This window comes from Corallococcus macrosporus DSM 14697 (genome assembly GCF_002305895.1).
GTDB lineage: Bacteria > Myxococcota > Myxococcia > Myxococcales > Myxococcaceae > Myxococcus > Myxococcus macrosporus.
Genome location: NZ_CP022203.1, coordinates 5,325,437 through 5,348,697, shown reverse-complemented (window position 1 = coordinate 5,348,697; position 23,261 = coordinate 5,325,437). Strand labels below are relative to the sequence as shown.

Annotated in this window: 21 protein-coding genes and 1 tRNA gene; 13 read left to right on the top strand and 9 right to left on the bottom strand. The window is 69.9% G+C overall.

Annotation, left to right across the window (positions count from 1 at the left end; genetic code table 11):
• Nucleotides 1-48 precede the first annotated feature (48 nt).
• Nucleotides 49-3,819 carry a serine/threonine-protein kinase gene (locus tag MYMAC_RS21515; RefSeq protein WP_239988936.1) on the bottom strand — a complete coding sequence of 1,257 codons (3,771 nt, stop codon included), beginning with the start codon at nucleotides 3,817-3,819 and terminating at the stop codon, nucleotides 49-51.
• 146 nt (nucleotides 3,820-3,965) lie between these two features.
• Nucleotides 3,966-4,172 (bottom strand): helix-turn-helix domain-containing protein, encoded by a 207-nt coding sequence (locus MYMAC_RS21510; protein ID WP_237078560.1) that lies wholly within the window; start codon nucleotides 4,170-4,172, stop codon nucleotides 3,966-3,968.
• Between the two features lie 297 nt (nucleotides 4,173-4,469).
• On the opposite strand from MYMAC_RS21510, the gene MYMAC_RS21505 reads away from it, so the two are divergent.
• From MYMAC_RS21505 to MYMAC_RS21480, 6 genes are all read left to right on the top strand, one after another.
• Nucleotides 4,470-4,877, top strand: coding sequence for a (deoxy)nucleoside triphosphate pyrophosphohydrolase (locus MYMAC_RS21505; protein ID WP_013940939.1), 408 nt, complete (start codon nucleotides 4,470-4,472; stop codon nucleotides 4,875-4,877).
• A gap of 1 nt (nucleotide 4,878) precedes the next feature.
• A complete protein-coding gene (locus MYMAC_RS21500) occupies nucleotides 4,879-5,805 on the top strand; it encodes a hypothetical protein (RefSeq protein ID WP_095959444.1) in 927 nt (308 codons plus the stop codon).
• Nucleotides 5,806-5,980: 175 nt separating this feature from the next.
• Nucleotides 5,981-8,005: an ATP-dependent zinc metalloprotease FtsH gene (gene ftsH, locus MYMAC_RS21495; protein ID WP_095959443.1), complete on the top strand. Its 2,025-nt coding sequence runs from the start codon at nucleotides 5,981-5,983 to the stop codon at nucleotides 8,003-8,005.
• 112 nt (nucleotides 8,006-8,117) lie between these two features.
• On the top strand, nucleotides 8,118-8,363 hold the full coding sequence (locus MYMAC_RS21490; RefSeq protein WP_095959442.1) for an RNA polymerase sigma factor region1.1 domain-containing protein: 246 nt from the start codon (nucleotides 8,118-8,120) through the stop codon (nucleotides 8,361-8,363).
• Between the two features lie 105 nt (nucleotides 8,364-8,468).
• Complete coding sequence (locus tag MYMAC_RS21485) at nucleotides 8,469-9,092, top strand: nucleotide exchange factor GrpE (RefSeq protein ID WP_043711570.1); 624 nt, start codon at nucleotides 8,469-8,471, stop codon at nucleotides 9,090-9,092.
• 74 nt (nucleotides 9,093-9,166) lie between these two features.
• The gene (locus tag MYMAC_RS21480; RefSeq protein WP_204816866.1) at nucleotides 9,167-10,627 is read left to right on the top strand and encodes a trypsin-like peptidase domain-containing protein; all 1,461 of its coding nucleotides are present in this window, start codon (nucleotides 9,167-9,169) and stop codon (nucleotides 10,625-10,627) included.
• Nucleotides 10,628-10,634: 7 nt separating this feature from the next.
• Here MYMAC_RS21480 and MYMAC_RS21475 read toward each other — a convergent pair whose 3' ends face one another.
• Nucleotides 10,635-11,267, bottom strand: coding sequence for a DUF6066 family protein (locus tag MYMAC_RS21475; RefSeq protein ID WP_013940933.1), 633 nt, complete (start codon nucleotides 11,265-11,267; stop codon nucleotides 10,635-10,637).
• A gap of 167 nt (nucleotides 11,268-11,434) precedes the next feature.
• Between MYMAC_RS21475 and MYMAC_RS21470 the strand changes: the two genes are divergently transcribed.
• A complete protein-coding gene (locus MYMAC_RS21470) occupies nucleotides 11,435-11,794 on the top strand; it encodes a PilZ domain-containing protein (protein WP_013940932.1) in 360 nt (119 codons plus the stop codon).
• A gap of 155 nt (nucleotides 11,795-11,949) precedes the next feature.
• On the opposite strand, the gene MYMAC_RS21465 is transcribed toward MYMAC_RS21470, so the two are convergent.
• On the bottom strand, nucleotides 11,950-13,500 hold the full coding sequence (locus tag MYMAC_RS21465) for a Glu/Leu/Phe/Val family dehydrogenase (protein ID WP_095959441.1): 1,551 nt from the start codon (nucleotides 13,498-13,500) through the stop codon (nucleotides 11,950-11,952).
• A gap of 335 nt (nucleotides 13,501-13,835) precedes the next feature.
• Between MYMAC_RS21465 and MYMAC_RS21460 the strand changes: the two genes are divergently transcribed.
• A tRNA-Thr gene (locus MYMAC_RS21460) sits at nucleotides 13,836-13,911 on the top strand.
• 120 nt (nucleotides 13,912-14,031) lie between these two features.
• Here the strand turns inward: MYMAC_RS21460 and MYMAC_RS21455 are convergent.
• On the bottom strand, nucleotides 14,032-14,532 hold the full coding sequence (locus MYMAC_RS21455) for a hypothetical protein (protein WP_043711567.1): 501 nt from the start codon (nucleotides 14,530-14,532) through the stop codon (nucleotides 14,032-14,034).
• Between the two features lie 11 nt (nucleotides 14,533-14,543).
• A complete protein-coding gene (locus tag MYMAC_RS21450; RefSeq protein WP_043711565.1) occupies nucleotides 14,544-15,473 on the bottom strand; it encodes a DUF2381 family protein in 930 nt (309 codons plus the stop codon).
• Nucleotides 15,474-15,675: 202 nt separating this feature from the next.
• Between MYMAC_RS21450 and MYMAC_RS21445 the strand changes: the two genes are divergently transcribed.
• Both MYMAC_RS21445 and MYMAC_RS21440 read left to right on the top strand, forming a co-directional pair.
• On the top strand, nucleotides 15,676-16,977 hold the full coding sequence (locus MYMAC_RS21445) for an AHH domain-containing protein (protein WP_013940928.1): 1,302 nt from the start codon (nucleotides 15,676-15,678) through the stop codon (nucleotides 16,975-16,977).
• Between the two features lies 1 nt (nucleotide 16,978).
• Complete coding sequence (locus MYMAC_RS21440) at nucleotides 16,979-17,566, top strand: imm11 family protein (RefSeq protein WP_193364418.1); 588 nt, start codon at nucleotides 16,979-16,981, stop codon at nucleotides 17,564-17,566.
• 10 nt (nucleotides 17,567-17,576) lie between these two features.
• On the opposite strand, the gene MYMAC_RS21435 is transcribed toward MYMAC_RS21440, so the two are convergent.
• Complete coding sequence (locus MYMAC_RS21435) at nucleotides 17,577-18,206, bottom strand: hypothetical protein (protein ID WP_095959440.1); 630 nt, start codon at nucleotides 18,204-18,206, stop codon at nucleotides 17,577-17,579.
• A 198-nt stretch (nucleotides 18,207-18,404) separates the two neighbouring features.
• Here MYMAC_RS21435 and MYMAC_RS21430 point away from each other — a divergent pair, with 198 nt between their 5' ends.
• The gene (locus MYMAC_RS21430; protein ID WP_095959439.1) at nucleotides 18,405-18,791 is read left to right on the top strand and encodes a phage holin family protein; all 387 of its coding nucleotides are present in this window, start codon (nucleotides 18,405-18,407) and stop codon (nucleotides 18,789-18,791) included.
• Here MYMAC_RS21430 and MYMAC_RS37950 read toward each other — a convergent pair.
• Nucleotides 18,784-19,293: a DUF421 domain-containing protein gene (locus MYMAC_RS37950; protein ID WP_239988934.1), complete on the bottom strand. Its 510-nt coding sequence runs from the start codon at nucleotides 19,291-19,293 to the stop codon at nucleotides 18,784-18,786. The genes MYMAC_RS21430 and MYMAC_RS37950 overlap by 8 nt on opposite strands.
• 65 nt (nucleotides 19,294-19,358) lie before the next feature.
• On the opposite strand from MYMAC_RS37950, the gene MYMAC_RS21420 reads away from it, so the two are divergent.
• A complete protein-coding gene (locus MYMAC_RS21420; protein ID WP_204816863.1) occupies nucleotides 19,359-20,477 on the top strand; it encodes an enolase C-terminal domain-like protein in 1,119 nt (372 codons plus the stop codon).
• A gap of 47 nt (nucleotides 20,478-20,524) precedes the next feature.
• Nucleotides 20,525-22,027 carry a thiamine pyrophosphate-requiring protein gene (locus MYMAC_RS21415; RefSeq protein ID WP_420810011.1) on the top strand — a complete coding sequence of 501 codons (1,503 nt, stop codon included), beginning with the start codon at nucleotides 20,525-20,527 and terminating at the stop codon, nucleotides 22,025-22,027.
• Between the two features lie 7 nt (nucleotides 22,028-22,034).
• Here the strand turns inward: MYMAC_RS21415 and MYMAC_RS21410 are convergent, their stop codons facing one another.
• Nucleotides 22,035-23,003: a mechanosensitive ion channel family protein gene (locus MYMAC_RS21410; protein WP_095959437.1), complete on the bottom strand. Its 969-nt coding sequence runs from the start codon at nucleotides 23,001-23,003 to the stop codon at nucleotides 22,035-22,037.
• Nucleotides 23,004-23,261: the final 258 nt, after the last annotated feature.

Sequence of the window (23,261 nt, the reverse complement as noted above, 5' to 3'; positions counted from 1 at the left end):
CCAGCTAACACGGCTCCTGGCCACGGAAACGGGGGTGGCGCCGTGCTGTCACCGGTTGTCGCCCGGGGCCACCAGCGCGCGCACGCGGTCCGTCCACAGGGGGGCTTCACGGGCGGTCTCCTCGACCTCCGTCACCCGGGCTCGCAGCGTCGCCGTGTCTCCGGCCTCGCGGGCCGCGCGCGCCGCCCAGACGAGAATCTCCAGCCGCTCGTCGGGCGTGGCCACCCGCCGTGATTCGTCCACCAGGTGGGCCCAGGCCTCCGCGGCGTAGGGGAGGGCGTCCCGGGCCTCGCTCACGACGCGGCGGACCACGGCCAGCATCAGCGCGTCTGGCGGCGACAACCTCGCCCGCGTGTCCGGCTCCTCGAGCCAGTCGAGCTGCCGGGCCGCTTCGGGCAGGTCGCCCAGCTCGCAGCACAGGCGGGCCACCAACAGCGCGTCCTGGGCCATGGACCTGGGGAAGAAGCGCTGGCTGAGCACGCCGGCCCGCCGCGCCAGGGGGAGCGCCTCCACCGCGCGGCCCTGGTAGCCGAGCAGCAACGCGAGGTTGAACGCGGACGTCCGTTCAATCTGCACGTTGCCCAGCTCGCGTCCCAGTGACACCGCGCGCTCCAGGTCCGCGCGAGCGCCCGCGACGTCCCGGCGCTGGACGTGCAGCACCATCCGGTTGTTGAGGGCCACGCCCAGATGCAGGGTGTCGCCGGTGGCCTCGCACAAGGTGATGGCCTCGTCGAAGCGGCTGGCGGCTTCGTTCAGCCGGTCCGTCCACGCGAGCATCGCGCCCAGCATGGCCAGGGCAATGGCCTCGGTCTCCGCGTCCGCTCCGGACCTGGCCGCCGCCACGGCGCGCTCCAGCGCGGGCACGGCGCCATGGATGTCCTCCTGCCGCACGTAGACGCGGGCCTGGGCCAGGGCATGGCGCGCGGCCAGCTCGGGGGGGACCGCGTCCCCCAAGCAGCGCAGGGCCTGCTCCAGCAGCGCGGTGGAGCCCGCCGCGTCGTCCTGCCAGTCCAGCGCGGTGGCTTCCTCCAGCAACAGGTCCGCTTCGCGCACCACGTCCCGGTGGGACGACGCGAGCACCCGGGCGGCGCGCAGGTCCTCCAAGGCGTCATCCATGCGCTGGAGGCGGTAGCGCACCCGGCCCCGGCCCGACAGGAGCTCCAGCCGGACGGCCTCGTCCTCGCGGGATACCAAGGCCAGGGCGGCCGAGTAGTGCCGCTCCGCCTCCAGGAGCCGGTGCGCGCGGCGCGCGGCCTCGGCCAGGCTCCAGTGGACGGAGGTGGCCTGGAGGATGTCCCCGGCGGCCTCGGCCAGCCGCGCCCGTCGCGCGGTGGGCGTGCCGGGCAGGGCCCGCAGGGCCGCGGCGCAGATTCTCCGCTTCAAGGGCGGAGACAGCAGGGCGCTGAACGCTTCGCGCAGGGTGGTGTGTTCGAAGCGCCAACGCCGGGGCCCTCGGGGCTCCAGCATGCCCAGGCGCGCCAGCCGCTCCAGCGCCACGCCCGGGTCCAGGGACAGGTCCAGGCCCGCGTCTGAGTCCAGGTGCGCCAGGGTGGCGGAGAGCTCCTCCAGGCGCACGTCGTCCCCCAGGAGCGCCGCCACCTGGAGCAGGTCGCGCAGCCCGGGTGGCAGAGTCCCGAGGCTCCGCTCCGCGAGCCGCTCATCCACGCCCGGCCGGTCCGCCGCCAGTCCGTTCAGCGCATCCGCCGCGAGGTAGCCGCCTCCGTCCGGACGGGCGCGGATGGCGCCCGCGCCGCGGAGGGCGCGGACCGTCTCCTGCATGCGCAGGGGCGAGCCACCACACCGCTCCACCAGCTCGCGCAGGACGCCCTCGGCAATCAGGTCCACGGGGCGCAGGAGCCGCCGGAGCAGCTCGCGCGCGTCCTGTTCTCCCAGGGGCGCGAGCTCCCGCTGGTCGAAGTCCCGCGCGCGCTCTCCCAGATAGGGCCTCAGGCCCATCAGCCGGTGCCGGCCCGCGAGCACGACGCACAGCGGGGCGCCCTCGCCGGAGAGGGTGGCCAGCTCCAGCGCGTCGAGCGCCGTGGGGTCCAGCGTGTGCGCGTCATCGACGAGCAGGACCAGGGGCCGCGAGGCCGCCAGTCGCCACACGCGCGCGGCGATGGCGCGGGCGACGAGCTGCCGGCGCGCTGCTGGATGCACGGTGGTCACCTCCACCGGCGGGCGCGCGTCCGCGAGCAGCCGCCGCAGCGCCTCGTCCGCGGGCGTGTGCGCGGGCAGGTCGAGCACGGTGTTGATGAGGCTTCGAAGGCCGCTCTCGCTCGCGCTGCCTTCGTCGGGAAGCGCCTCGACGAAGCGGACGGACACGCCGGACATCCCCTCCAACTCCCTTCGCCACGCCGTGAGCAGGCGCGTCATGCCCAGGCCTTCCTCCGCCAGGAGGGTGCGGAGAATGGGCGACCGCCGCGCCTGGACGCGCGTCAACGCCTCGCGCAGCCAGGACCGCTCGGCGTCCCGGCCCAGGAGGACGTCGGACGCGGGCGCTGTGGAAGCGGACGCGGTGCTCGTGGGGGCGTCGCCCAGGTGCGCCCGGGCATTGACTGTCAGCGTGAGGGGCTCGGCGGTGTTGGCGGGGGCGGGGGCGGGCCACCAGCGCTCGGGGCGCTCCACCGCGAGGCCGCCCAGGGTCAGGCGTCCCGCGCGCTCACGGAGGCGCACCGGCGCGCAGTGGAGCGCCATCGCCACCTCTGACGGGACGACGTTCTTCAACAGCTCCGCGGCGCGATGCGCGGCGCGCAGGCCGGCCTCCACGGAGCGCTCGTGCGGGAACGCGAACAGGGCGAGCCCTGGCTCCACCCGCGCGAGCATGGCGCCGCAGCCCGCGAGCTGGGCCAGCAAGGCCGGCGCGTCTTGCGCTGACTTCACCCCGAGCAGCGCCACCTCGTGTGTGGCGCGACGCGTGTCGGGAGGGGGCGCGGCCGGTGGGGCCGGGGCTGGCCGCGCCGCCGGGGACGCGGCGTGGCGCGCGTCGTCGCCATGCGCGGTGGGGCCAGCGCCCTGAAGCCCTCGCAGCGCATCCGCCACCGCTCGTGCGCCGCTGCCCCGGTCCTCGGGCGCCTTGGCCAACAGCCGCTGAACCAGCGCCTCCACCGCCCCGGGCACGGGCCACGGCGCGAGCGCACTCAGCGCCGGAGGCCGCCGCGAGACATGCGCCTGGAGCACCGCGGACGCCTCGCCCACGAAGGGCGGCCGTGCACACAGCAGCTCGAAGAACATGACACCAAGCGCATACAGGTCCGCCCGCGCGTCGATGTAGCGCGCGTCCCGGCACTGCTCGGGGGCCATGTATTCATGGGTCCCCAGCCGCTGCCCCGTGCGCGTGACGCCCGGCGTGGGCGCTTCCTGGTCATCCCGCGCCGTCAACCGCGCGAGCCCGAAATCCAGCAGCACGAGCCGCCCCTCGGCCAGGATGACGTTCTCCGGCTTGAGGTCCCGGTGCACCACGTCCGCGGCATGGACGCGGGCCAGCGCCTCCGCCAGCGCGCACATCAGCGGGAGGCCCTCGGTCCACGGCAGGGCACCGGCCCCGGGCAGCCCCGCGAGCCTCCGGGCCAGGGTGGGCCCGTCGATGCGCTCCATGACGACCACCCGCTCACCCGCGCGCGTCAAAGCCTCGCCCAGCAGCCGGGGGACGGTGGGGGGGCCTACTCGGCGCAGGGCCTCCAGCTCCCGCTCCAGACGCTCGCCGGCCAGCGGCTCCAGGACCTTCAGCGCCACCTCCTGGCCATCCACCTGGCGACGGGCGGAGAAGACGCGCCCGAAGCCGCCGCGGCCCAGGGGCTCACCCAGGACGTACCCGCGCACGTCCGGAGGCGCCGGCGGGGGGGCGGGGGCGCGCGCGTCGACCGTCGAGTGGACGGGACAGCGCTCGGCCATACGGCGATGGCAGGTGGGGCAGCGCACGGGCGTGGAAGCTCGGGGCCGGGAGCTTGGACGGCCACGCCCGGACGTCAGTCACTCATCTCCGGCAGCTCGGGAAGCACATCCGGGTCCAGCTTCAGAATCACACACAGGCGCGTCAGGGTGGGAATGGTCGGCACCATCACCCCCCGCTCCACCCGGGCGAGCACCTCCACGGGGATTTCCAGTTGCTCGGCGACCTCCTCCATGCCGAGCCCCGCCTGCTGGCGGGCGGCTTTCAGTGCCGCTCCGAGCACCTCGGCCCTTTCCCTACGACTCGTCGTCATGGCCCGAGCATGACGCCTTCTCGCGTTCCCGTCATCCAATTCACCACATGCCCGTGTGCTGTCGCACGCCCCCGAACACTGGCCGGGGGGCGGGCCGCCAGGGCAAGCCTCCCGGGCGTGCGCGGCGACTGTGCGGCCCAGGGGGAGGGTGGCCGGGGGCCCCCGACGTGCGCAGGCTGGGCGCCAGGGGTTGTGGCATTGGCGCCGGGCGGGGGCTGTGTTAGTTCGCCCCTCCCCCCGGTGTCCCGCCAGAAAGAGGAGAAGCGAATGGCCCGCCGTCAGGTCCGTGTCGTCGGTGCGATGCTCCAGAACGAGCAGGGGCGCTACCTCATCACCCAGCGTCCCCCCACCGCGTCACTGCCCCTGCTGTGGGAGTTCCCCGGCGGGCGCGTGGAGGAGGGTGAAGAGGACGCCGAGGCCCTTGCCCGGGAAATCCTGGAAGAGATGGGCGTGGACGTGGACGTGCTGGGTCAGGCCATGCACACCCACCACGAGTACCCCAACTACGACATCGACTTCCGCGTCTTCCACTGCCGGCTCGCGCATCCTGGAGATGAAATCCAGCACCTGCGCGTGCATGACCACCGCTGGGTGACGCTGGAGGAGATGTCCGCCTACCGCTTCCCGGACGCGGACGCGAAGACGCTGGCGAAGCTGCTCGACCTGGACAATTGACGTGCCGCGCCGCCTCCTCCTGGCGCTGCTGGCCGGAGTGCTGGGCGCGTGCTCCCGCTCCAAGCCGCCGCCCGCGCCACCTCCGCCCGAGCCGACGAACCAGGTCCCCGCCCAGGGCGTGCCGGGGTGCACGCTCTACAGTGAGCCACGGCAAGCCGGCGCCGTCCCCGACGTGCTGCCCGAGCTGTCCGGCCTGGCCGCCAGTCAGCGCCACCCGGGCGCCTTCTGGGCGCACAACGACTCCGGCAACGGCTTCGCCCTGTTCGCGATGGACGCCCAGGGCGTCATCCTCGCCCGGCTGAAGCTCACCGGCGCCGAGCCCCGCGACCTCGAGGACGTCACCGTGGGGCCCTGCGCGCCCGGGGCGCCGCGCACCTGCATCTTCCTGGCGGACATCGGCGACAACTTCGCGCGCCGCGAACAGGTGCGGCTCTACCGGCTGCCCGAGCCCGAAGCGCTGGAGGACGCCACGGCGGCGGTGGAGGTGCTGCCCTTCCTCTATCCGGACGGCCCCCGGGACGCGGAGTCCGTCATCATCGACGCCCGCTCCGGGCGGTTGGCGGTCATCACCAAGTCGCTGGACTCCCTGGGTGACGTCTTCGCGCTGGACGGCTTGAGCGTCGGCACGGCCATCCAGGCGAAGAAGCTGGGCACGCTGACGGCGCCGCTCGGGATGGACCGCGCCACCACCGCGGCCTCCCTCCACGCCTCCGGTGAGCGGCTGCTGCTGCGCACCTACTCGCGCGCGTATGAGCTGCGCCGCCCCGGCGCCGCGCGGCTGGAGGACCTGCTGCGAGGACAGCTCGTCGAGGTTCCGAGCGGGAGCCAGGCCCAGGCAGAGGCCATCAGCTACGTGCAAGACGGCAACGGCTATTTGTTGGGGACGGAGTTCACCGGTCAACCCTTGTGGTTGATGGGATGTCGGTGATCCGGCGCAAGGCCTCGCACATGCCGTGAAGCCCGCCTGGCGGGTTGACGGTATGGCAACGGTGAACATCTTTGGCCCGCCAGGGAAGACGCCTCGCGGTCACGGTGTCCGCGTGTGCGGGGGAGGGGGAGGGTCGAGCGTGCCGACGATGAAGCCACAGGATTTGCCGCCTGGGATGGGCCCACGCGGAAAGAAGACAGACAAGCCAACGCCAACGGGGAAGGGGTTCAAGTTCGGTTCGCCGTTGGGCTACATCCTGCTGCTCGTCCTGGGCTTCCTGCTGTTCCGCAACGTCTTTCAGGACGCGGGCGTGCGTCGCGTGAGCTACAGCCAGTTCCGTGACGCGGTGGAGGCCGGGAACTTCAGCCGGGTCCAGATTTCGAATGAGTGGGTGAAGGGCTTCCTCAAGGACACGGCGCAGCCGCCGCCGCCTCCGGCGGACGGGGAGCGCACGCTGCGCGGCGAGCCCAGCGCGCTGCCGTGGATGGCCTACCGCGTCGCGGGGGACGAGGGGCTGGTGCCGCTGCTGGAGCAGAAGGGCATCCAGTTCGAAGCGGTGCCACAGTCCGGACTGGGCGAGGCGCTGTGGATATGGCTGTTGCCCCTGGGCCTCTTCTTCCTCTTCTGGAGCTTCATGATGCGGCGGGTGGCCGGCGGCATGGGCCAGGGGCCACAGAGCGTCATGAGCTTCGGGAAGACGCGCGCCAAGGTGCAGGCCGAGGCCGACACCGGCGTGGGCTTCAAGGACGTGGCCGGCGTGGACGAGGCGGTCGACGAGCTGCGGGAAATCGTCGAGTTCCTCAAGACGCCCGAGAAGTTCCGCCGCCTGGGCGGGCGCATCCCCAAGGGCGTGCTGCTGGTGGGGCCTCCGGGGACGGGCAAGACGCTGCTGGCGCGGGCCGTGGCCGGTGAGGCGGGCGTCCCCTTCTTCAGCCTGTCGGGCTCCGAGTTCGTGGAGATGTTCGTCGGCGTGGGCGCGGCGCGCGTGCGGGACTTGTTCGCCCAGGCCACGTCGAAGGCGCCTTGCATCATCTTCATCGACGAGCTGGATGCCATTGGCAAGAGCCGCAACTCGGGCGTGGCCGGCGGCCATGACGAGCGCGAGCAGACGCTCAACCAGTTGCTGGCGGAGATGGACGGCTTCGACAGCCGCGCGGGCCTCATCATCCTGGCGGCCACCAACCGCCCGGAGATCCTGGACAGCGCGCTGCTGCGCCCGGGCCGCTTCGACCGGCAGGTGCTGGTGGACCGGCCGGACAAGCGGGGCCGCGAGCGGGTGCTGGAGATCCACGCCAAGGGCGTGAAGCTGGGCCCGGACGTGGACCTCAAGGCCATTGCCTCGCGCACCCCGGGCTTCGCGGGCGCGGACCTGGCCAACGTGGTGAACGAGGCCGCGCTGCTGGCCGCGCGCCGCAACCGCGACGCGGTGATGCGGGCGGACTTCGAGGAGGCCATCGAGCGCGTCGTCGCCGGCCTGGAGAAGAAGAACCGCCGGATGAACGAGCGCGAGAAGGAGATTGTCGCGCACCACGAGGCGGGCCACGCGGTGGTGGGGTGGATGCTGCCGCACGCGGAGCGGGTGACGAAGGTCTCCATCATCCCGCGCGGCCTGGCGGCCCTGGGCTACACCATGTCGCTGCCGCTGGAGGACCGCTACCTCATGTCGCTGGACGAGCTGCGCGACAAGATGGCGGGGATGATGGGCGGCCGCGCCGCGGAGGAGATCTTCATCGGGGAGATCTCCACCGGCGCGTCCAACGACATCCGCCAGGCCACGGAGATGGCCCGGATGATGGTGCGGGACTACGGCATGAGCACGCTGGGGCCGGTGGCCCTGAGCGCGGAGCATGGCCCGGGCTTCCTGCGCTCGGCGGGCATGCCGGAGACGCGCAGTTACTCCGAACAGACGGCGCGCATGATTGACGAGGAGGTGCGCAAGCTCGTCAGTGAGGCGCTCGACAGGGCCCGCGAGGTGCTGACCACGAACAAGGACAGGGTGCAGGCGCTGGCGGCCCGCCTCCTGGCCGTGGAGGTGGTGGAGGAGGACACCATGGTGACGATCCTGGGGCCCAAGGTGCTGGCGCAGCGCGGCCTGCTCCACCCGGAGGCGCGTCAGGTCATCTCCGCGCACCCGGTGGACGTCGGCGGCAAGGAGGACCAGACGCCGCCCACGCAGCACTCGGACGCGCTGGACTCCTGAGGCGCCGGCTGGTCGGGTGCCTGCCCTCCAGCCGTCCCGAAGCCCACCGCCACCGCGACGTCCTGCGGTGGCCGGTGGGCGAAATTATCTTCAGAAGAAAGGAGGCGTCGCCGTGGAGAACAGGATCGGCAAGAGCTACGTGGCCCGCAAGGCCCTCTTCGCGAAGGGGCTCAAGGAGGGGCGGCTCACGGTGCAGGAGATTGAAGAGGCCCTGCCCGCGGGAACGCTGACGGCGGCGGAGCGGTGGCTGCTCTACTACTCCCTGCGGGCCGCGCAGGTGGAAATCGTCGACGAGGTGACGGGGCAGGTGGACCACGGCTTCATGGCCGAGTCGCCCGCCGCGCCGCAGGAGCACTAGCTCGCTCCCGCGTTGACAGGGGCCGTCTCGCGGTTAGGTTCCGGGCAGCAGTGACTGCCTCCCTCTCGCGCGAGCTCGCGCACCCACCATCGCCTCAGGTTCGACATGGCCGGTAACACCCGCACTGACGCAGCCCCCGAAGCTCCCCAGCAGCCGCCTTCCGCCACCGGCGAGGGCCCTGTCTCCGCCGCCGAGGCGCCGGGGGCGCAGGTCTCAGAGGAGCCCGCGGCGCCCGTGCAGGACCCGGAGCGGGAGCGGTTGGTGGCGGAGCTGGAGACGCTCCGCAAGAAGTTCGACACCGCCGTCCGCGCGGTGCAGGCCGCCGAGAAGGACCGCGAGGAGTTCAAGCAGCGCGTGACGCGTGAGCGCGAGCGCATGCTGGACGTGGAGCGCGGCAACGTGGCCGTCACGCTCCTGGAGGCCATTGACGAACTGGACCGGTGCCTGTCCGTCAGCGCCCAGGACACCTCGCCCCTGGCGGAGGGCGTCCGGATGATCCGCGACGGGCTGCTGCGCAAGGTGCAGACCACCGGCATCGAGCGGCTCAGCCTCGTGGGGCAGCCCTTCGACCCCAACCTGGCCGAGGCGACGGACATGGAGCTCACCGCCTCTCCGGACGAGGACCAGCGCATCGTCGCCGAACTGCGCGCGGGCTACCGGCTGAAGGACCGCATCATCCGCCCGGCCCGGGTGAAGGTGGCGAAGTACATCGCCCCCGCCCAGGCCTGACGCGCCGCCGTCCCAGCAGGGCGCCCCCGCCACGGGAAGGGGGCGCCGGGCCCAGGTGTTGAGTCCGCCCGACCATGGCCCGCCGTGTAAGCTGCCAGCCCGTGCTCTCCCGATTCGTCTCCGCAGGTCTGATGTTGGCGCTCGTCCCGTTCGTGGCGGCCGCCGAGGGTCCTCTCGACGCGTGGCTCCCCGCGCGGGTCCGGGAGCACGCCGCCTGGTTCGCGGCGCAGGCCGCCGGCGCGGACGGGCAGGGCGTGGGGATGGGCCTGTGGCGTGAGCGCGCCGAGGGCGACCCCGGCATCCCCGACTTCGTGCCCCCGTCCTCGCTGGCGCCGCTCATCCGCGCGGTGGAGGCGGGGGTCGTCAACATCACCACCGTGGGGCCCCGGGCCAGCGGCCTGGAGGGGATGAAGAAGTCCACCGGCTCCGGCTTCGTTCTGACGCCGGACGGGCTCGTCGTCACCAACAACCACGTGGTGGCGAGCGCGCAGCAGATCGCCGTGCGGCTGGCGGACGGCCGCGAGTTCGCCGCCTCGGTGGTGGGCCGTGACGCCTCCACGGACGTGGCGCTGCTGCGGCTGAGCGGCGCGGACCTGGGGACGCTGCCCGCGCTCTACCTGGGGGACTCGGACCGGATGGCGGTGGGGGACTGGGTGGTGGCCATCGGCAACCCCTTCGGCCTGGACCACTCGGTGTCGCACGGGATGATCTCCGCCAAGGAGCGCGTGCTGGGCGTGGGCCAGTTCGACGACTTCATCCAGACGGACGCGCTCATCAACCCCGGCAACTCCGGCGGGCCGCTCTTCAACATGAAGGGCGAGGTCGTGGGGGTGAACACCGCCATCATCAGCCAGGGGCAGGGCATTGGCTTCGCGGTGCCCAGCAACCTGGTGAAGGAGCTGCTGCCCAACCTCCGGGAGAACGGCAAGCTGGAGCGCGGGTGGCTGGGCGTCATCATCAACGACGACGGCGGGGGCAGCGGCGGTGAGCGCCGGGCGCCGCTGGTGAAGGACGTCTACAAGGGGAGCCCCGCCGCGGCCGCGGGCATCCGCCCGGGAGACAGGCTGGTGGCGGTGAACGGGCGGCCCATCGGCTCGTACCTGCAGCTCTTGCGCAAGGTGGCGCTGCTGGCCCCGGGCACTGAGGCGCGGCTGTCCCTCACGCGCGGCGCCGACACGCAGGAGGTGACGGTGCGGCTGGTGGCGCGTCCGGCGCAGGAGGCCACCGAGGGGCTCATCCAGCGCACGGCCAGCGAGGAGGAGATGGGGCTGGTGCTGCGCGACCTCACGCCCGAGGTGGCCGCGCCCCTGGGCGAGGCGGCCTGGTCCGGGGTGCTGGTGTCGGGCGTCACGCCGCGCGGCCCGGCGGACTCGGCCGGGCTGCGGGCGGGGGACGTGGTGACGGAGGTGAACCGCCGCCGGGTGAAGGACGCCGCCGGGGTGCGCGCGGCGCTGGGGAAGGGCAGCGCCGGGGCCAGCATCCTCCTGCGGGTGAAGCGGGGCGAGGCGCTCCAGTACATCGCCATCGCCCGGTGACGCGCGGCTAGCGCTTGTTGGCGTCCTTGCCCTTGAGCCACAGGCCCATGGGGTGGCCGCTGCGGCCCTCGGTGAGGAGGATGGCCTCGATGCGGGCCGTCACGCCGTGGTTCTTCCCGCCGCCCTTCTTCGGGAGGCTCCACACGCTCTGCGGCGTGAAGACGACCTGCGCCCGCACCGCGCGCGTGGAGAACAGCCGGGTGAACATCTGCAGGTTCCACCCCTCCGGCAGCTCCCCCGTGACGGTGAGGTAGGGGAGGATGGGGTTGCCGCTGGCGTCCGTCTTCCTGGGCGCGCCGTGGGTGAGCGCCGAGCCGCCGCCGGGGAAGAACGGGGTGATGTTGATGGTGTACATCCCCGTGCCCGGCGAGTAGGGCCCCGCGCTGAGCATGGTGGCGTCGTCCTCGGTGACGATCATGTACAGCCGCTTGCCCTGGTACTTCTTCCGGAACGCCTCCGCGTTGGCCTTGCACTGCGCGTCCACGAAGGGGCCGTCACACGCGCCAATGTACTTCTCCAGGAAGGTCCCCAGCCCTCCCAGCGGCTCGGCTTCGTCGCGCAGCTTCGCGAAGCGAGGGTCCGCGTCCGCCAGGGCGAGCACGGGCAGGAGGAGGGCGGCGGCGAGCAGGATGCGATTCACGGGCGGGGTCTCCGGGGAACAGGGGTTCAGCCTGGAATCGTGCCATTTCGGAAGGCATCCGGCACTTGTTACATGGGTGTGTAGGGGTGGATGTAGGTGAAGAAGTTGCCTACATGTGTCTACCGTGTAGGTTGCGCCTGTCACCACCTGTTCCGGGAGCAACCCCCATGTTCGAGCGTCCCCACGAGCGCCGTTCCCACCTCCGTTTCGACAAGGTCTTCACCGTGTACCTCACCACCCAGGATGGGATGCTGCGTGGGGTGGGCCGCAACATCAGCGCCCGGGGCATGTTCGTGGAGGTGCGGGATCAGGTGGGCCTGGGGGAGAAGCTGAAAGTCACGTTCGCGGGCGAGGACGGGACGGAGATGACGTGCCTGTGCGAGGTCCGCTACCAGGTGGCCCTGGCCTTCGGGCGCAAGGACGGGCGCGAGGGCAGCAGCCGCGGCGTGGGGCTGCGCATCGTGGCCTACGAGACGCAGGATGACGCGCCCCTCCTCCTGGTGGACCGCGAGCGGGTGATGCACTGAGCATGTCCCGGGGCCCGTGAGGGGCTTCGCGGCCTGGCGCTTCCCGGAACGGCGATCCGGGCCGCCCAAGCCACCATCCGGGCCCGGCGAATACGAAAGGGCACGGCCTTCCAGAAGGAGGACCGTGCCCTTCGTGTTTCCGCGCGGCGGCGGGGCTACTGCGAGAAGCCCTCGAGGAGGTAGTGGGCCTCGATGCGCTTGAGCGCCAGGATCATGGCGGCGCAGCGGGTGTCCACGTTCTCACCGATGCAGTACTGGCGGCTGTCGTGCATCTCCGTCTTGCGCGGCTGGTTGCGCGAGATGTCGCGGATGATGCGGTAGTTGCGCTTCATGGCGCGCTCGAGCCGCTGGTCGACCTCGGCCTCGCTCCAGCGCTCCATGCGCTTGTTCTGGATCCACTCGTAGTAGCTCACCGTCACGCCGCCGGCGTTGGCGATGATGTCCGGGATGAGCTCGATGCCGCGCTTCTCCAGGATGCGGTCGGCCTCCGGGGTGGTGGGGCCGTTGGCGCCCTCGGCCACCAGCTTGACCTTGAGGCGCTCGGCGACCTCGGCGGTGATTTCGCCGCCCAGGGCCGCGGGGATGAGGATGTCTGCCTGGACCTCCCAGAGGTCCTTCTTGTCGATGCGCTGGGCGCCGGGGAAGCCGAGCACGCTGCGCTTGAGGTTCTTCGGGTCCTGCACGTAGGCGGAGAGCGCGGCCACGTCGATGCCGTCGCCGTTGAAGATGGTGCCGTCGGCGTCGTTCACCGCCAGGAGGCGGCCGCCCATCTGCGCCAGGATGTTGGCGGCGTGGCTGCCCACGTTGCCGAAGCCCTGGAGGATGAACGTCTTGCCCTTCACGGACTCGCCGCGGTCGGCGTAGTAGTCCTCGATGCAGAAGGCCACGCCCTGACCGGTGGCCTTGTTGCGGCCCTCGGAGCCGCCGATGCGCACGTCCTTGCCGGTGACGATGCCGCGCAGGTTGTGGCGCTCGCGCTCACCGTCCGAGTACTGGCGGTACAGCAGGGCCATGATGCCGGGGTTGGTGCCCACGTCCGGCGCCGGGATGTCGATGTCCGGGCCAATCATGCTCTTGAGGCGGTACATGAAGCGCAGGGTGATGGCCTCGAGCTCCTCCTTGCCGTACTCGCGCGGGTCAATCTGGATGCCGCCCTTGCCGCCGCCGAAGGGGACCTCCGCGATGGCCGTCTTCCAGGTCATCTCCGCGGCCAGGGCCTTGAAGAGGTCCAGCGACACCTCGCGGTGGTAGCGCAGGCCGCCCTTGTAGGGGCCGCGCGCCTGGTTGTGCTGCACGCGGTAGGCCTTGAAGCGCTGCGACTCACCGGGGACCAACTGGTACACCTTGCCGTCCGGCAGGCGCAGGTGGCCCTGGCGGATGTCCACGTCCGAGCCCAGCAGGGCGCGGCCGTTGAGGATGATGTTGCCGTTGGCCAGCAGCTCCAGCCCCTCCTTGTTGCGCACCTGCGTCTCGGGGAGGTTGGCGAAGGTGCGCGCCTTCTCCTCGGAGAGCGGGACGAGGCGGTCCTTCAGCTTCGCCGTGACGTAGAAGATGTGCTCGTAGTCCGGCTCCTCCAGCTCGAGGCGGACGCGCTTGTCCAGCGCGATGAGGTCCGCGGCACGATGGAAGATCTCCATCGCCTCGGTGTAGACGGTGCGCTTGGGCGTAGGGGCCGGGGCGCGCATGAAATTCTCTTCGCTGGCCATGACGGAAGATGCTCCTTGTCGCGTCGCCGCTCGTGGGCGAGGCACGTGGGGGTAGCGGCGCCCTTATGTGCATAGGCGCTACAAGGGGTCAACCGCGCGAAGCGCCCGCCCTGTCCCAAGAATCTGGAAAGATAACGGGCACTTATGACAACGCGACGTGTCACCGGCGACAGACGCGGTGTGTCATCCGTGTCAGAGTGGTGACTCGTGGGGATGGTTGGAAAACCAACGATGCCGGCCCGCGGAATGGGGGCGGAAAAGTGAATGATCAGCGCCCGACATCAATTCTGCTTGCCGGACATGAACCGCCATGGTACTCCCCGCGCACCTGTCGCGCCGACATAGCTCAGCCGGTAGAGCAACTGATTCGTAATCAGTAGGTCCCCAGTTCAAATCTGGGTGTCGGCTCCAAGAAGAGAGAAGGGCTGGTTGCTTCTGGCAGCCAGCCCTTTTTCTTTTCCGCCGCTGTCGGCGCTTGGGTGTTGTTCCGACCAGGTCGGGGCGCGGTGGTGACTCCCGCGCCCGGCTGCATCACCGGAACTCGTCCACGATGTAGACCCCCGCCCTTGGCGAATCGAGGATGGCGGTCCCTGGCTTGGAGTCTGGGTGTTTCCGGAGCTGCCCGAAGCCGAGGCGGGCAACGGCACAGAGGGGCACCGGGTCGCCACCTCTCAAGGGCTGGGCGGTGTGGTACCGAATGACGACTTGTGGCCCGCCAGTCCAGACTCGCCCGTAGAGCCTTGCTGGTGCCTCAAGGAGCCCAACATCTTCCTCCAGGACGCTCTCGATGTTCCCCTCGTACAGGGTGATGGGACGCGCGCGGGACTGGTTCGCGTCGAGTTGCACCCAAGCAGACTCACCGACGAACAGCCGGAGGTAATTCATCGCTTTTCGTGCGTCTTCTGGGCACTCCTGCGGTCCTGGGCTGCCATCGGGACGAACGGCGACGCCACTCGTCGCGGAACCAGGGCACCCCGAGGACACGACGAGTAGGACGACATATCCCAAGAGCGCGAACTTATTGGAGCCCATGCCGCCCGCTCTTAGCGCGCAATCAGGGATGGATCTAGCTCGACGAAAGCCTGTCGCAGTCCATCATGCCGGTAGACCTCCAGCCACAGGCTGGTCAACGCGCCCTCTTCCACGAAAGCGCCACCGTCCGCGACAATGGCCAGCACGCCGGAACCGCCTGGGGTGATTTCACGCAGCGTCGCGCGAACGGCGACCGGCCGATCACGCCCTCCATTCATGGTCACAAGCCGAACCCGCTGAACACTCCAGGAGTGCTCCGGATTGAGGTTCTTCACCCTGAGGACGACAGCCGCCTTGCCTTTTCCTCGGTATACCTGGGCGGAAATTTCGGTGTCGCCATCATTGCCGTTGAAGCGGTCCGCGACATTGAACGGCGTCTGCGCAATCGCTCCTGACGCGAGCAGGGCGGCCAGGGCGTGATCCTCCGAGGTCTCCTCTTTGCGGTAGCGATCGTTTTCCTCGGTCAGGGCATTGTTCTTCGCGAGCGCATCAGCCAGCGCCGCATGCATTGACGCGTAGCTGTCCTGGTTCTTGAACACGTCGATCTGCTGGTCGAGGAGCGGCGCCCAGTCGTTTTCCTTTTTCAGCCAAGGCGGCCTCACGAGGAAGGGGACTTCCGTGCCATCCGCCAGGGTCACGACCAGCGGAAGGCCGTCATCGCGATGGAGATCCCGGATGGGCTCCAGGATGACCTTGTTGTGGACCACCGTGAGTGGTTCGAGCCGACCTTCCCAACCAATCACCTTCGTCTTGCTTGGGTTGACGGGCTGCTCGAAGCGCAACGTCGTGATGACCTGCCCCTTCACGTAGACGGAGTGTGGACCGTTTGCTGGATGCTCGGAAAGGAGGATGGACCGCCGATTGCGGTCGTCGGCCTGGGCGCTCAGCGTCATCAGCGCGGCGAAGGTCAGAATAGACCTCGCGAATTGGGTGGCTCTCATGGAGCGGGCACCCTACCAGGGGCGTAGCGGCCAATCCATGCTTCTCCCGACGTCGCCTGATGGGCAAGCAACTTGATTGGTATGTGGAAATATTTATAATCCGTGAGGTAGGCTGCTGTCGCGCAAGCGCGCTGGAGTTGTCAGAGCCCAAAGTCAGGATGCCGTGCCCCCTGGCTCCAGGGAGGACGCTGCGGAGGGTTCCATGAAATGGGTTGCAGTCATCTTGCCGTTGCTGCTGTCGGCGGGCTGCGCGAGCACGCGCGTGGTCCATATCGATGTCGGGAATGGGCGGCGGGTCGTCCACGCGTCGGTGGAGGTTGAGCCGGTGGAGGTGAGTGAGGACGCGTTCAAGTCCGCCCTCACGCGCCTCATCCTGGCCATGCGGATGGACATGGCATTCCAGGAGGTTGAAGAGGTGGACGCGCGCGGGTGGGCTCGCTCCAAATCGCTGCTGGCGTCCGCTGCGGGCATCGTCGATTCAGGCTCGGGCAGCTCGCTGGAGACTTTGTACGCGCGCATCTGCCCCGAGGCGGAGGACTGCTTGACGCTGGTGGGCGGAACGGGGCTGACGTTCTCCCGGAAGGACCGGACGTTGATGGCGCTGTCCTTCGCGTTGGACACCGTATGGGAGAGCGTCGAGGCCGAGGTCGGCAAGGTGCTGAATCCGGTCGCGCTCAAGGCCCTGGTGACGTCTGCAGCGCTGACGCTGCTGCTCACCATGGCGCTGCCCGAGCCCGTCACCAAGGTCGTCGCGGTGGCGCTGACGGCGGCGATGGTGGCCTATCTCGGAGTGGTGCCCGTCTGGGAGATAGGACGCGGCTTCGTCCGGTTGTGGGATGATGCGGGGATGGCGATGAGCGTCAGCGAGCTACAGGCCATCGGGCAACGGTTCGGGCGGGTGCTGGGGACGAACGGCACACGAGTCCTGGTGCTCGTCGTCATGGCGGCGCTGGGCGGAAGGAGCGCGATGGCGGCCCAGGGGCCGAAGCTCCCGGGCTTTGCTCAAGCCGCGCTTCGAGCGCAGGCCGAGGCGGGATTCCCGCTTGGAGCGGCGCTGAATGGGGGCGTGACCTCCATCGCGATGCCCGCCGCCGGAGTGCTGAACGTCGCGCTGGCGCCTGGCGCCGCCGCGGCCCTGGCGATGTACGGGGACGGTCGGATCCCCGGCGATGACGAAGGCCCGACTCACCACATCTGCACGACCAGGAACACCATCTCCGACACTACTGGCGGTCCTTGGACTCCTCAGTGTCAGAAGCTATTCGCGAAGGCCGGGATGACGCTCGAAGACGCTGCCAACAAGGTGCGGCTCAAGGGACACGCGGGGCCTCACCCTGAACTGTATCACCGAGCAGTGATGCGGCGCCTTGAACGCTCTGTTGCGCGCTGCCGAACGACGGAGACCTGCCGGGCCAGTCTGATGAAGGAGCTTGCGAAGATAGCGAATGAGCTTATGACGCCGGGAAATCCGCTTCGGAGCTTCATTGTGAAGGTGGAGAAATAGGTTGGAGCGTCATTATTACTCGGTGGAGCTGGGGGATGTGCCACGGTGGCTGATTGAGACGCCGACACGGGATTCTGGTGAGGCGTTTGACGAGCCTTGGATGTTCGCGGATGGTCGCGTCCTTCCTGACTTGGGCCCCCTCGCAGCACGAATCGCACATCCTGGGACCAGGCGATCGTTTGACTTATCTGTGATTGAGGCTGCCCCCATCGTCAACGAAGCCATTGCCGATGTCTTCAGGACATTGGCTTCGGGTGACGTCCAACTGTTTCCAGTGACGGTGGAGGGAGCGCCCGAGCGGTACTTCGTCGTCAATGTAACCAAGGTGGTTGATGCCATTGACGAGGCACGGTGCCAGGAGGTGCATCACTATGATGAGGACGATCCGTCCCCTGATTACCCAGGCGAATACAACTGGATCTACGGACTTAGAATCGACCCGTTGAGAACCGATGGCGCCCAGGTCTTCCGGCTGAAGAAGTTCAAGACTGCGTTCATTGTGTCGGAGGACGTCAAGAACGCCCTCGAAGCCGTCGGGAACCTGGGCGTGTCATTCGAGCGCGTGACGGAGGCTCCCGACCTTCATTGAAGGTCGGCGCTCACGAGGCCATCACCTCGGTGCTGCGAGAGAAGACGAGTCCCTCCTGCCGGACCGCGCCGATGCACAAGAAGTCGCCGGAATCAAAGCCGACGAGGAGGACTCGCTGAGCGGCCTCTCCGAGGATCGTCGGCCCCATGCGCTGTGCGAGATGACGGATCGCGAGCGCGGCGTACGTCAGGGCCAAGGGGTATTCGGCATCGTTCCCGAGTCCGTCTTCGTGTCCATAGGCAATCTGGTAGATGGCGTCGAGGACGCTGGAGCCCGAGTCGGGCGTGTCCGAGCCCCACCGCTCCCGGAACAGCCAATCGTGGTGGGTGGCGTCATAGGGCGCCCCGATGAGATGGATGTCCGCTGTCACGCGCTCCTGCACGACGGGGTTGAAGAGACCGAACCACAGGCCGGTGATGGCCGCTGGCGGCGGCGTTTCCCGGATGAGGGTTTCGAGCCATTGCTGGAGCTGCCGGAGATCGCCTTCCACCTCCAGTGTTCGCAGTGCAGCCCAGTCAGGGTGAGGGCGTGCCGCCTCGCAGAACTGGATGATGTGCAGGAGCGCTGCCGCGACGGAGAGGTCCGACTTCACGACGCGCTCGATCTCTTCGAAGAGCTTGTGGACGTTGTAGGAGGTCATTGAGCGATTCTACGGGGGCTGTTATTCGCAGTGGCCAGAATTGCTTTGCCTGGGGCGAGGGTGCCACACGTTCGGCGTTGAAAGGCCTCTCGCTCACGCGTGCCCGTTTGCCCGTCTGGTGCATTTTCGCACCGGGAGCCAATAGCTTTCGTGCGTGGCCGCGGGTGCCCCTCGCAGGCTGGGGCGAAAGGAGTGGACATGGCGCAGGCGGGTGGGAACCAGGGCGAGCAGGCACCGGGTGGGCTGCTGGACAAGACGTTGGACGTCGGCCGGAAGCTGCTCCGAGGGGAGGCGGACCGGACACGGCGGGCGCTGCACGCCGAGGCGCGCGATATCTCCTCTGGTGCTGTGTTTTGGGGCGGAGCGGGACTGTTGGCGCTCGGCGGGGTCTCCGCCCTGACGCTCTCCCTGGCCAAGGTGCTGCTGGCGCATCCGGGGCGCGCGGCCTTGTTGGGACTGGGGCTGGTGGGGGGCGCGGCCGGTCTGGCGCTCGTGGGGGTGCGGTGCCTCCCCCGGCACCCGCTGGCCGCCGTGGGCTCACAGGTGCGGCGAGATCTGGACAAGTTGGACCAGCAGCTCACCTGAGCGGGGCACGCTCCACGTCGCGGAAGAGGAAGGTCACCTGGCCGCTCGGTTCGAGGAACGCCGCGTGGACGGCGCCCAGGTCGTCGCGGCCGTGCGTGCGCAGTTGGCTGAGGAGCTCCTTCTGGGAGATGCGCGACCTGCGCAGGTTGGCGTGCACCAGGCGGCCTGCGCGAATCAGCTCCAGCGACCGGCCTTCCAGCAGCCGGGCCGCGCGGTGGTCGCGGTAGGCGAGCCAGGAGAAGAGCCTGTCCCACGCGCCCATCGTGGCCAGCGCGATGAAGCCCGTGGTGAGGCTGTCGTCGTTGGCCACGATGGTCATCCGCATGCAGACCGTGAGGAGGAAGAGCAGGGCCAGGTCGAAGCTGGCGTAGCGGCTCAGCTCCTTGCGTCCCACCAGCCGCAGGACGAACTGCACGAAGAGGAACACCAGCGAGACGCGGATGATGACCTCCAGTGGGTGGAGGTCCGGAACCCAGAGGCCGTGCCAGTCAATAGGCTTCATGGAGGAAAGCTGCCCACGCGTGCGCGCGCTGGCTGGCGCGGGCGACAGACATGGGAGGAGAGGCCATGGTCCTGAAGCACAGCGAGGCGGTTCCCATCGAGCGCTGCGACGTCCAGGCGTATGAGATACCAACGGATGCGCCGGAGGCGGACGGCACCGCCGAATGGAACAGCACGACGCTCGTGGTGGTGGAGCTGACGGCGGGCGGCACGCGCGGGCTCGGCTACACGTATGCCGACGCCTCGGCGGCGGACCTCATCCGTCGCTCGCTCGCCCGCGGGCTCCAGGGACACGACGTGATGGACGTCCCGGCGCGGATGCGCACGTTGCTGGGACAGGTCCGCAACAAGGGGCGGCCGGGGCTGGTGGCCATGGCGCTCTCCGCGGTGGACGTGGCGCTGTGGGACACCAAGGCGCGCCTGCTGGAGGTGCCGCTGGTGCGGCTGCTGGGCGCGGCGCGGTCCGCGGCCCCTGTCTACGGCAGCGGGGGCTTCACCTCGTATCCCATCGCGCGGCTTCAGGCCCAGCTCGCCGGCTGGGTGGAGCAGGGGATTCCCCGGGTGAAGATGAAGGTGGGCAGCCGCCCCGATGAGGACCCGGCCCGGGTGGAGGCCGCGCGGCGCGCCATCGGGCCGCGCGCGGCGCTCTTCGTGGATGGCAACGGCGCGTACACGGTGGCGCAGGCCCTGTTGCTCGCGGAGCGCTTCGCGGCCCATGGCGTCTCCTGGTTCGAGGAGCCCGTCTCCAGCGATGACCTGGACGGGCTCCACCGCCTGCGCGCCCGCGTCCCCGCCGGCATGGCCGTGGCCGCGGGAGAGTATGGAGACAGTGGCCTCTATTTCCGGCGCATGCTGGAGGCGGGCGCGGTGGACGTGCTCCAGGCGGACGCCACCCGCTGCCTGGGCATCAGCGGGTTCCTCCAGGCGGACGCGCTGTGTGACGCGTTCGGCGTGCCGCTGTCGGCCCATTGCGCCCCCGCGCTCCATGTCCATGTGGCGTGCGCGGCGCGGCGATTGGTGCACCTCGAGTACTTTCACGACCATGTCCGGCTGGAGCGGATGCTCTTCGACGGCGTGGCGCCTGTCCGGCAGGGGGCGCTGGCTCCGGACCTGACGCGGCCGGGCCTGGGCCTGGAGTTGAAGCGCGCGGACGCGGCGCGCTACGCGGTCGGTCCCCTGGCCTGACGCGCACGCTCAACGGGCTCTATGACGCCAAGCTGGACCACCAGCCCGTGGTGGCCATCGTCGGCCAGCAGGCGCGCTCGGCCCTGGGCGGCCACTACCAGCAGGAGGTGGACCTCACCACGCTCTTCAAGGCCGTGGCCAGCGAGTACGTCACCATGGTGACGAAGCCCTCCGCCGTCCGTCACGCCATTGACCGGGCGGTGCGCATCGCCCTGCACCAGCGCTCGGTGACGTGCGTCATCATCCCCAATGATGTGCAGGAGCTGGCGTACCAGCCGCCGCCGCGGAAGCACGGCACCGTCCACTCCAGCGTGGACTTCAGCCCGCCGCACGTCATCCCCCAGGAGAAGGACCTGCGCCGCGCCGCGGACGTGCTCAACGCGGGCAAGAAGGTGTCCATCCTCATCGGCGCGGGCGCGATGAACGCCGCCGACGAGGTGGTGGAGGTGGCGGACCTGCTGGGCGCTGGCGTGGCCAAGGCGCTGCTGGGCAAGGCGGCGCTGCCGGACGCGCTGCCCTTCGTGACGGGCGCCATCGGCTTGCTGGGGACCCGGCCCTCCTGGGACATGATGATGGGCTGCGACACCTTGTTGATGGTGGGCACCAGCTTCCCCTACGCGGAGTTCCTCCCCCCCGAGGGCCAGGCGCGCGGCGTGCAGATTGACCTCGACGGGCGCATGCTCGCCATCCGCTACCCCATGGAGGTGGCGCTCTCGGGTGACAGCAAGGAGACGCTGCGCGCGCTGCTGCCCCTGCTCCAGCGCAAGCAGGACCGGAGCTGGCGCGAGCAGTTGGAGAAGGGCATCCGCCAGTGGTGGAAGCTGCTGGAGGCGCAGGCGATGAACCCGGCCGACCCCATCAACCCCCAGCGCGTCTTCTGGGAGCTGAGCCCCAGGCTGCCCGACGGCGTCATCCTGACGGCGGACTCGGGCTCGGGGACGAACTGGTTCGCCCGGGACGTGAAGATTCGCAAGGGGATGATGGCGTCTCTGTCCGGCAACCTCGCCACCATGGGCTGCGGGATGCCGTACGCCATCGGGGCGAAGTTCGCGTTCCCACACAGGCCGGTGCTGGCCATGGTGGGGGACGGCGCGATGCAGATGAACGGTAACGCGGAGCTCATCACGGTGGCGAAGTACTGGAAGGAGTGGAAGGACCCACGCTTCGTCGTGCTGGTGCTCAACAACCGCGACCTCAACCAGGTGACGTGGGAGCAGCGGGTCATGGCCGGAGACCCGAAGACGCCCGCCACACAGACGCTGCCGGACTTCCCCTATGCGCGCTACGCGGAGTCGCTGGGGCTGCGCGGCGTGCGCGTGGACCGCCCGGAGCAACTGGCCCGCGCCTGGGACGAGGCGCTCTCCGCGAACCGGCCCGTGGTGCTGGAGGCCTACACGGACCCGAACGTGCCGCCGCTGTCGCCGCACATCACCTTCGAGCAGGCCCGTCACTTCGCCTCGGCCCTCCTGTCCGGGGACGAGGACACGGCGGGCATCGTCAGGCAGTCCATCCGCGGCATGGTGGACAAGCTCCTGCCGCACAAGGCGTAGGGGCGCGTCAGGAGTCCGCGGGCAGGGAGGCGTCGGCGGGACCGGCGTCCTCCGCGGCGCGCAGCTCGACGCGAGGCAACCGCACCACCTCCAGGGTGGAGGACGCCAGGTCGATGCCCTCCTCGCGGAAGCGCGCGAGCACGCGCCGGGAGATGGCGTCCTTCACCTCGCGCACGCCATAGGTCTTCACGAGGAACCGCGCGCTCAGCTCCACCCAGTTGTCCGTGAGGCGCAGGTAGACGCGGGGCTCCAGCTCGCTCGCGTGGATGAGGAAGCGCTCGCGCAGTTGCGCCAGGTCGCGGTGGCCCTCCTCGATGATGCCGGCGGTGGCCTCGCGCACGGCCGCCAGGACGATGGCCTCGGCGCGCGGGAGGTCGGCCTGGTACCGCAGGGGCAGCCGCAGCTCCTCCCAGAGGAAGTTGAAGCTGCGCGTGTAGTTGTACGTTGGCTGCTTGAAGACCTCCGCGTTGGTGATGGTGACGACGCGCCCGGTGTACTGGCGCGAGGCCACCCAGTGGTGCGGGTCGGGCATCAGCAGCGCCGGCACCCCCATCTCCATCACCGTCGTCTTGAGCAGGCCGATGTCCAGCACGTCTCCGCGGACGTCTCCAATCTGGATGCGGTCGCCCAGGTCGAACGTCTTGCCGAAGACGATGACGAAGTAGCCCGCCACGGACAGCACCGCGTTCTGCGAGGCGAAGGCGAGCCCTCCGGCCAGCAGGCCCAGGAAGGTGGCCAGGCGGTTGGGGTTGTCGAACCAGATGGAGAGCAGCAGCAGCGTCCCCACCGCCCCGAAGGCGAGCCGGATGCCCTTGCGCGTCCAGATGGTGCGGCGGGACACGCCCGTGCCCAGTCCCACCACCACGGTCAGCAGCGCGCGCACGCCCAGCACCGCCACGACCACGACGAGCGACAGCGCCACCTTGTGCAAGGTCTCGGCGTTGAGGCCGAGGATGCGCACGCCGAACAGGTCCATGGCCTCAAGCTGGGGTGGTGTCCAGGGCACTACAAGGCATGCGGGCGCGGGTCGCGGCCAGGCGGGCAGGGGCGGGCCCGGCGCGACGCCCTCCGCCAGGGCCGGGCATCTGGGCCCGCCGTGATGACGAGGCTCCTCGGCTCCCTCGTCCGTGGCGTTCATGACGGCGCGAGGCGAGCACTGCGTCTGGTCGCATGGCTGTGTACAGCCCCCATCACGGGCGCGGGCGCGCCTGTGAGCGGGCGTACATGCCAGCCC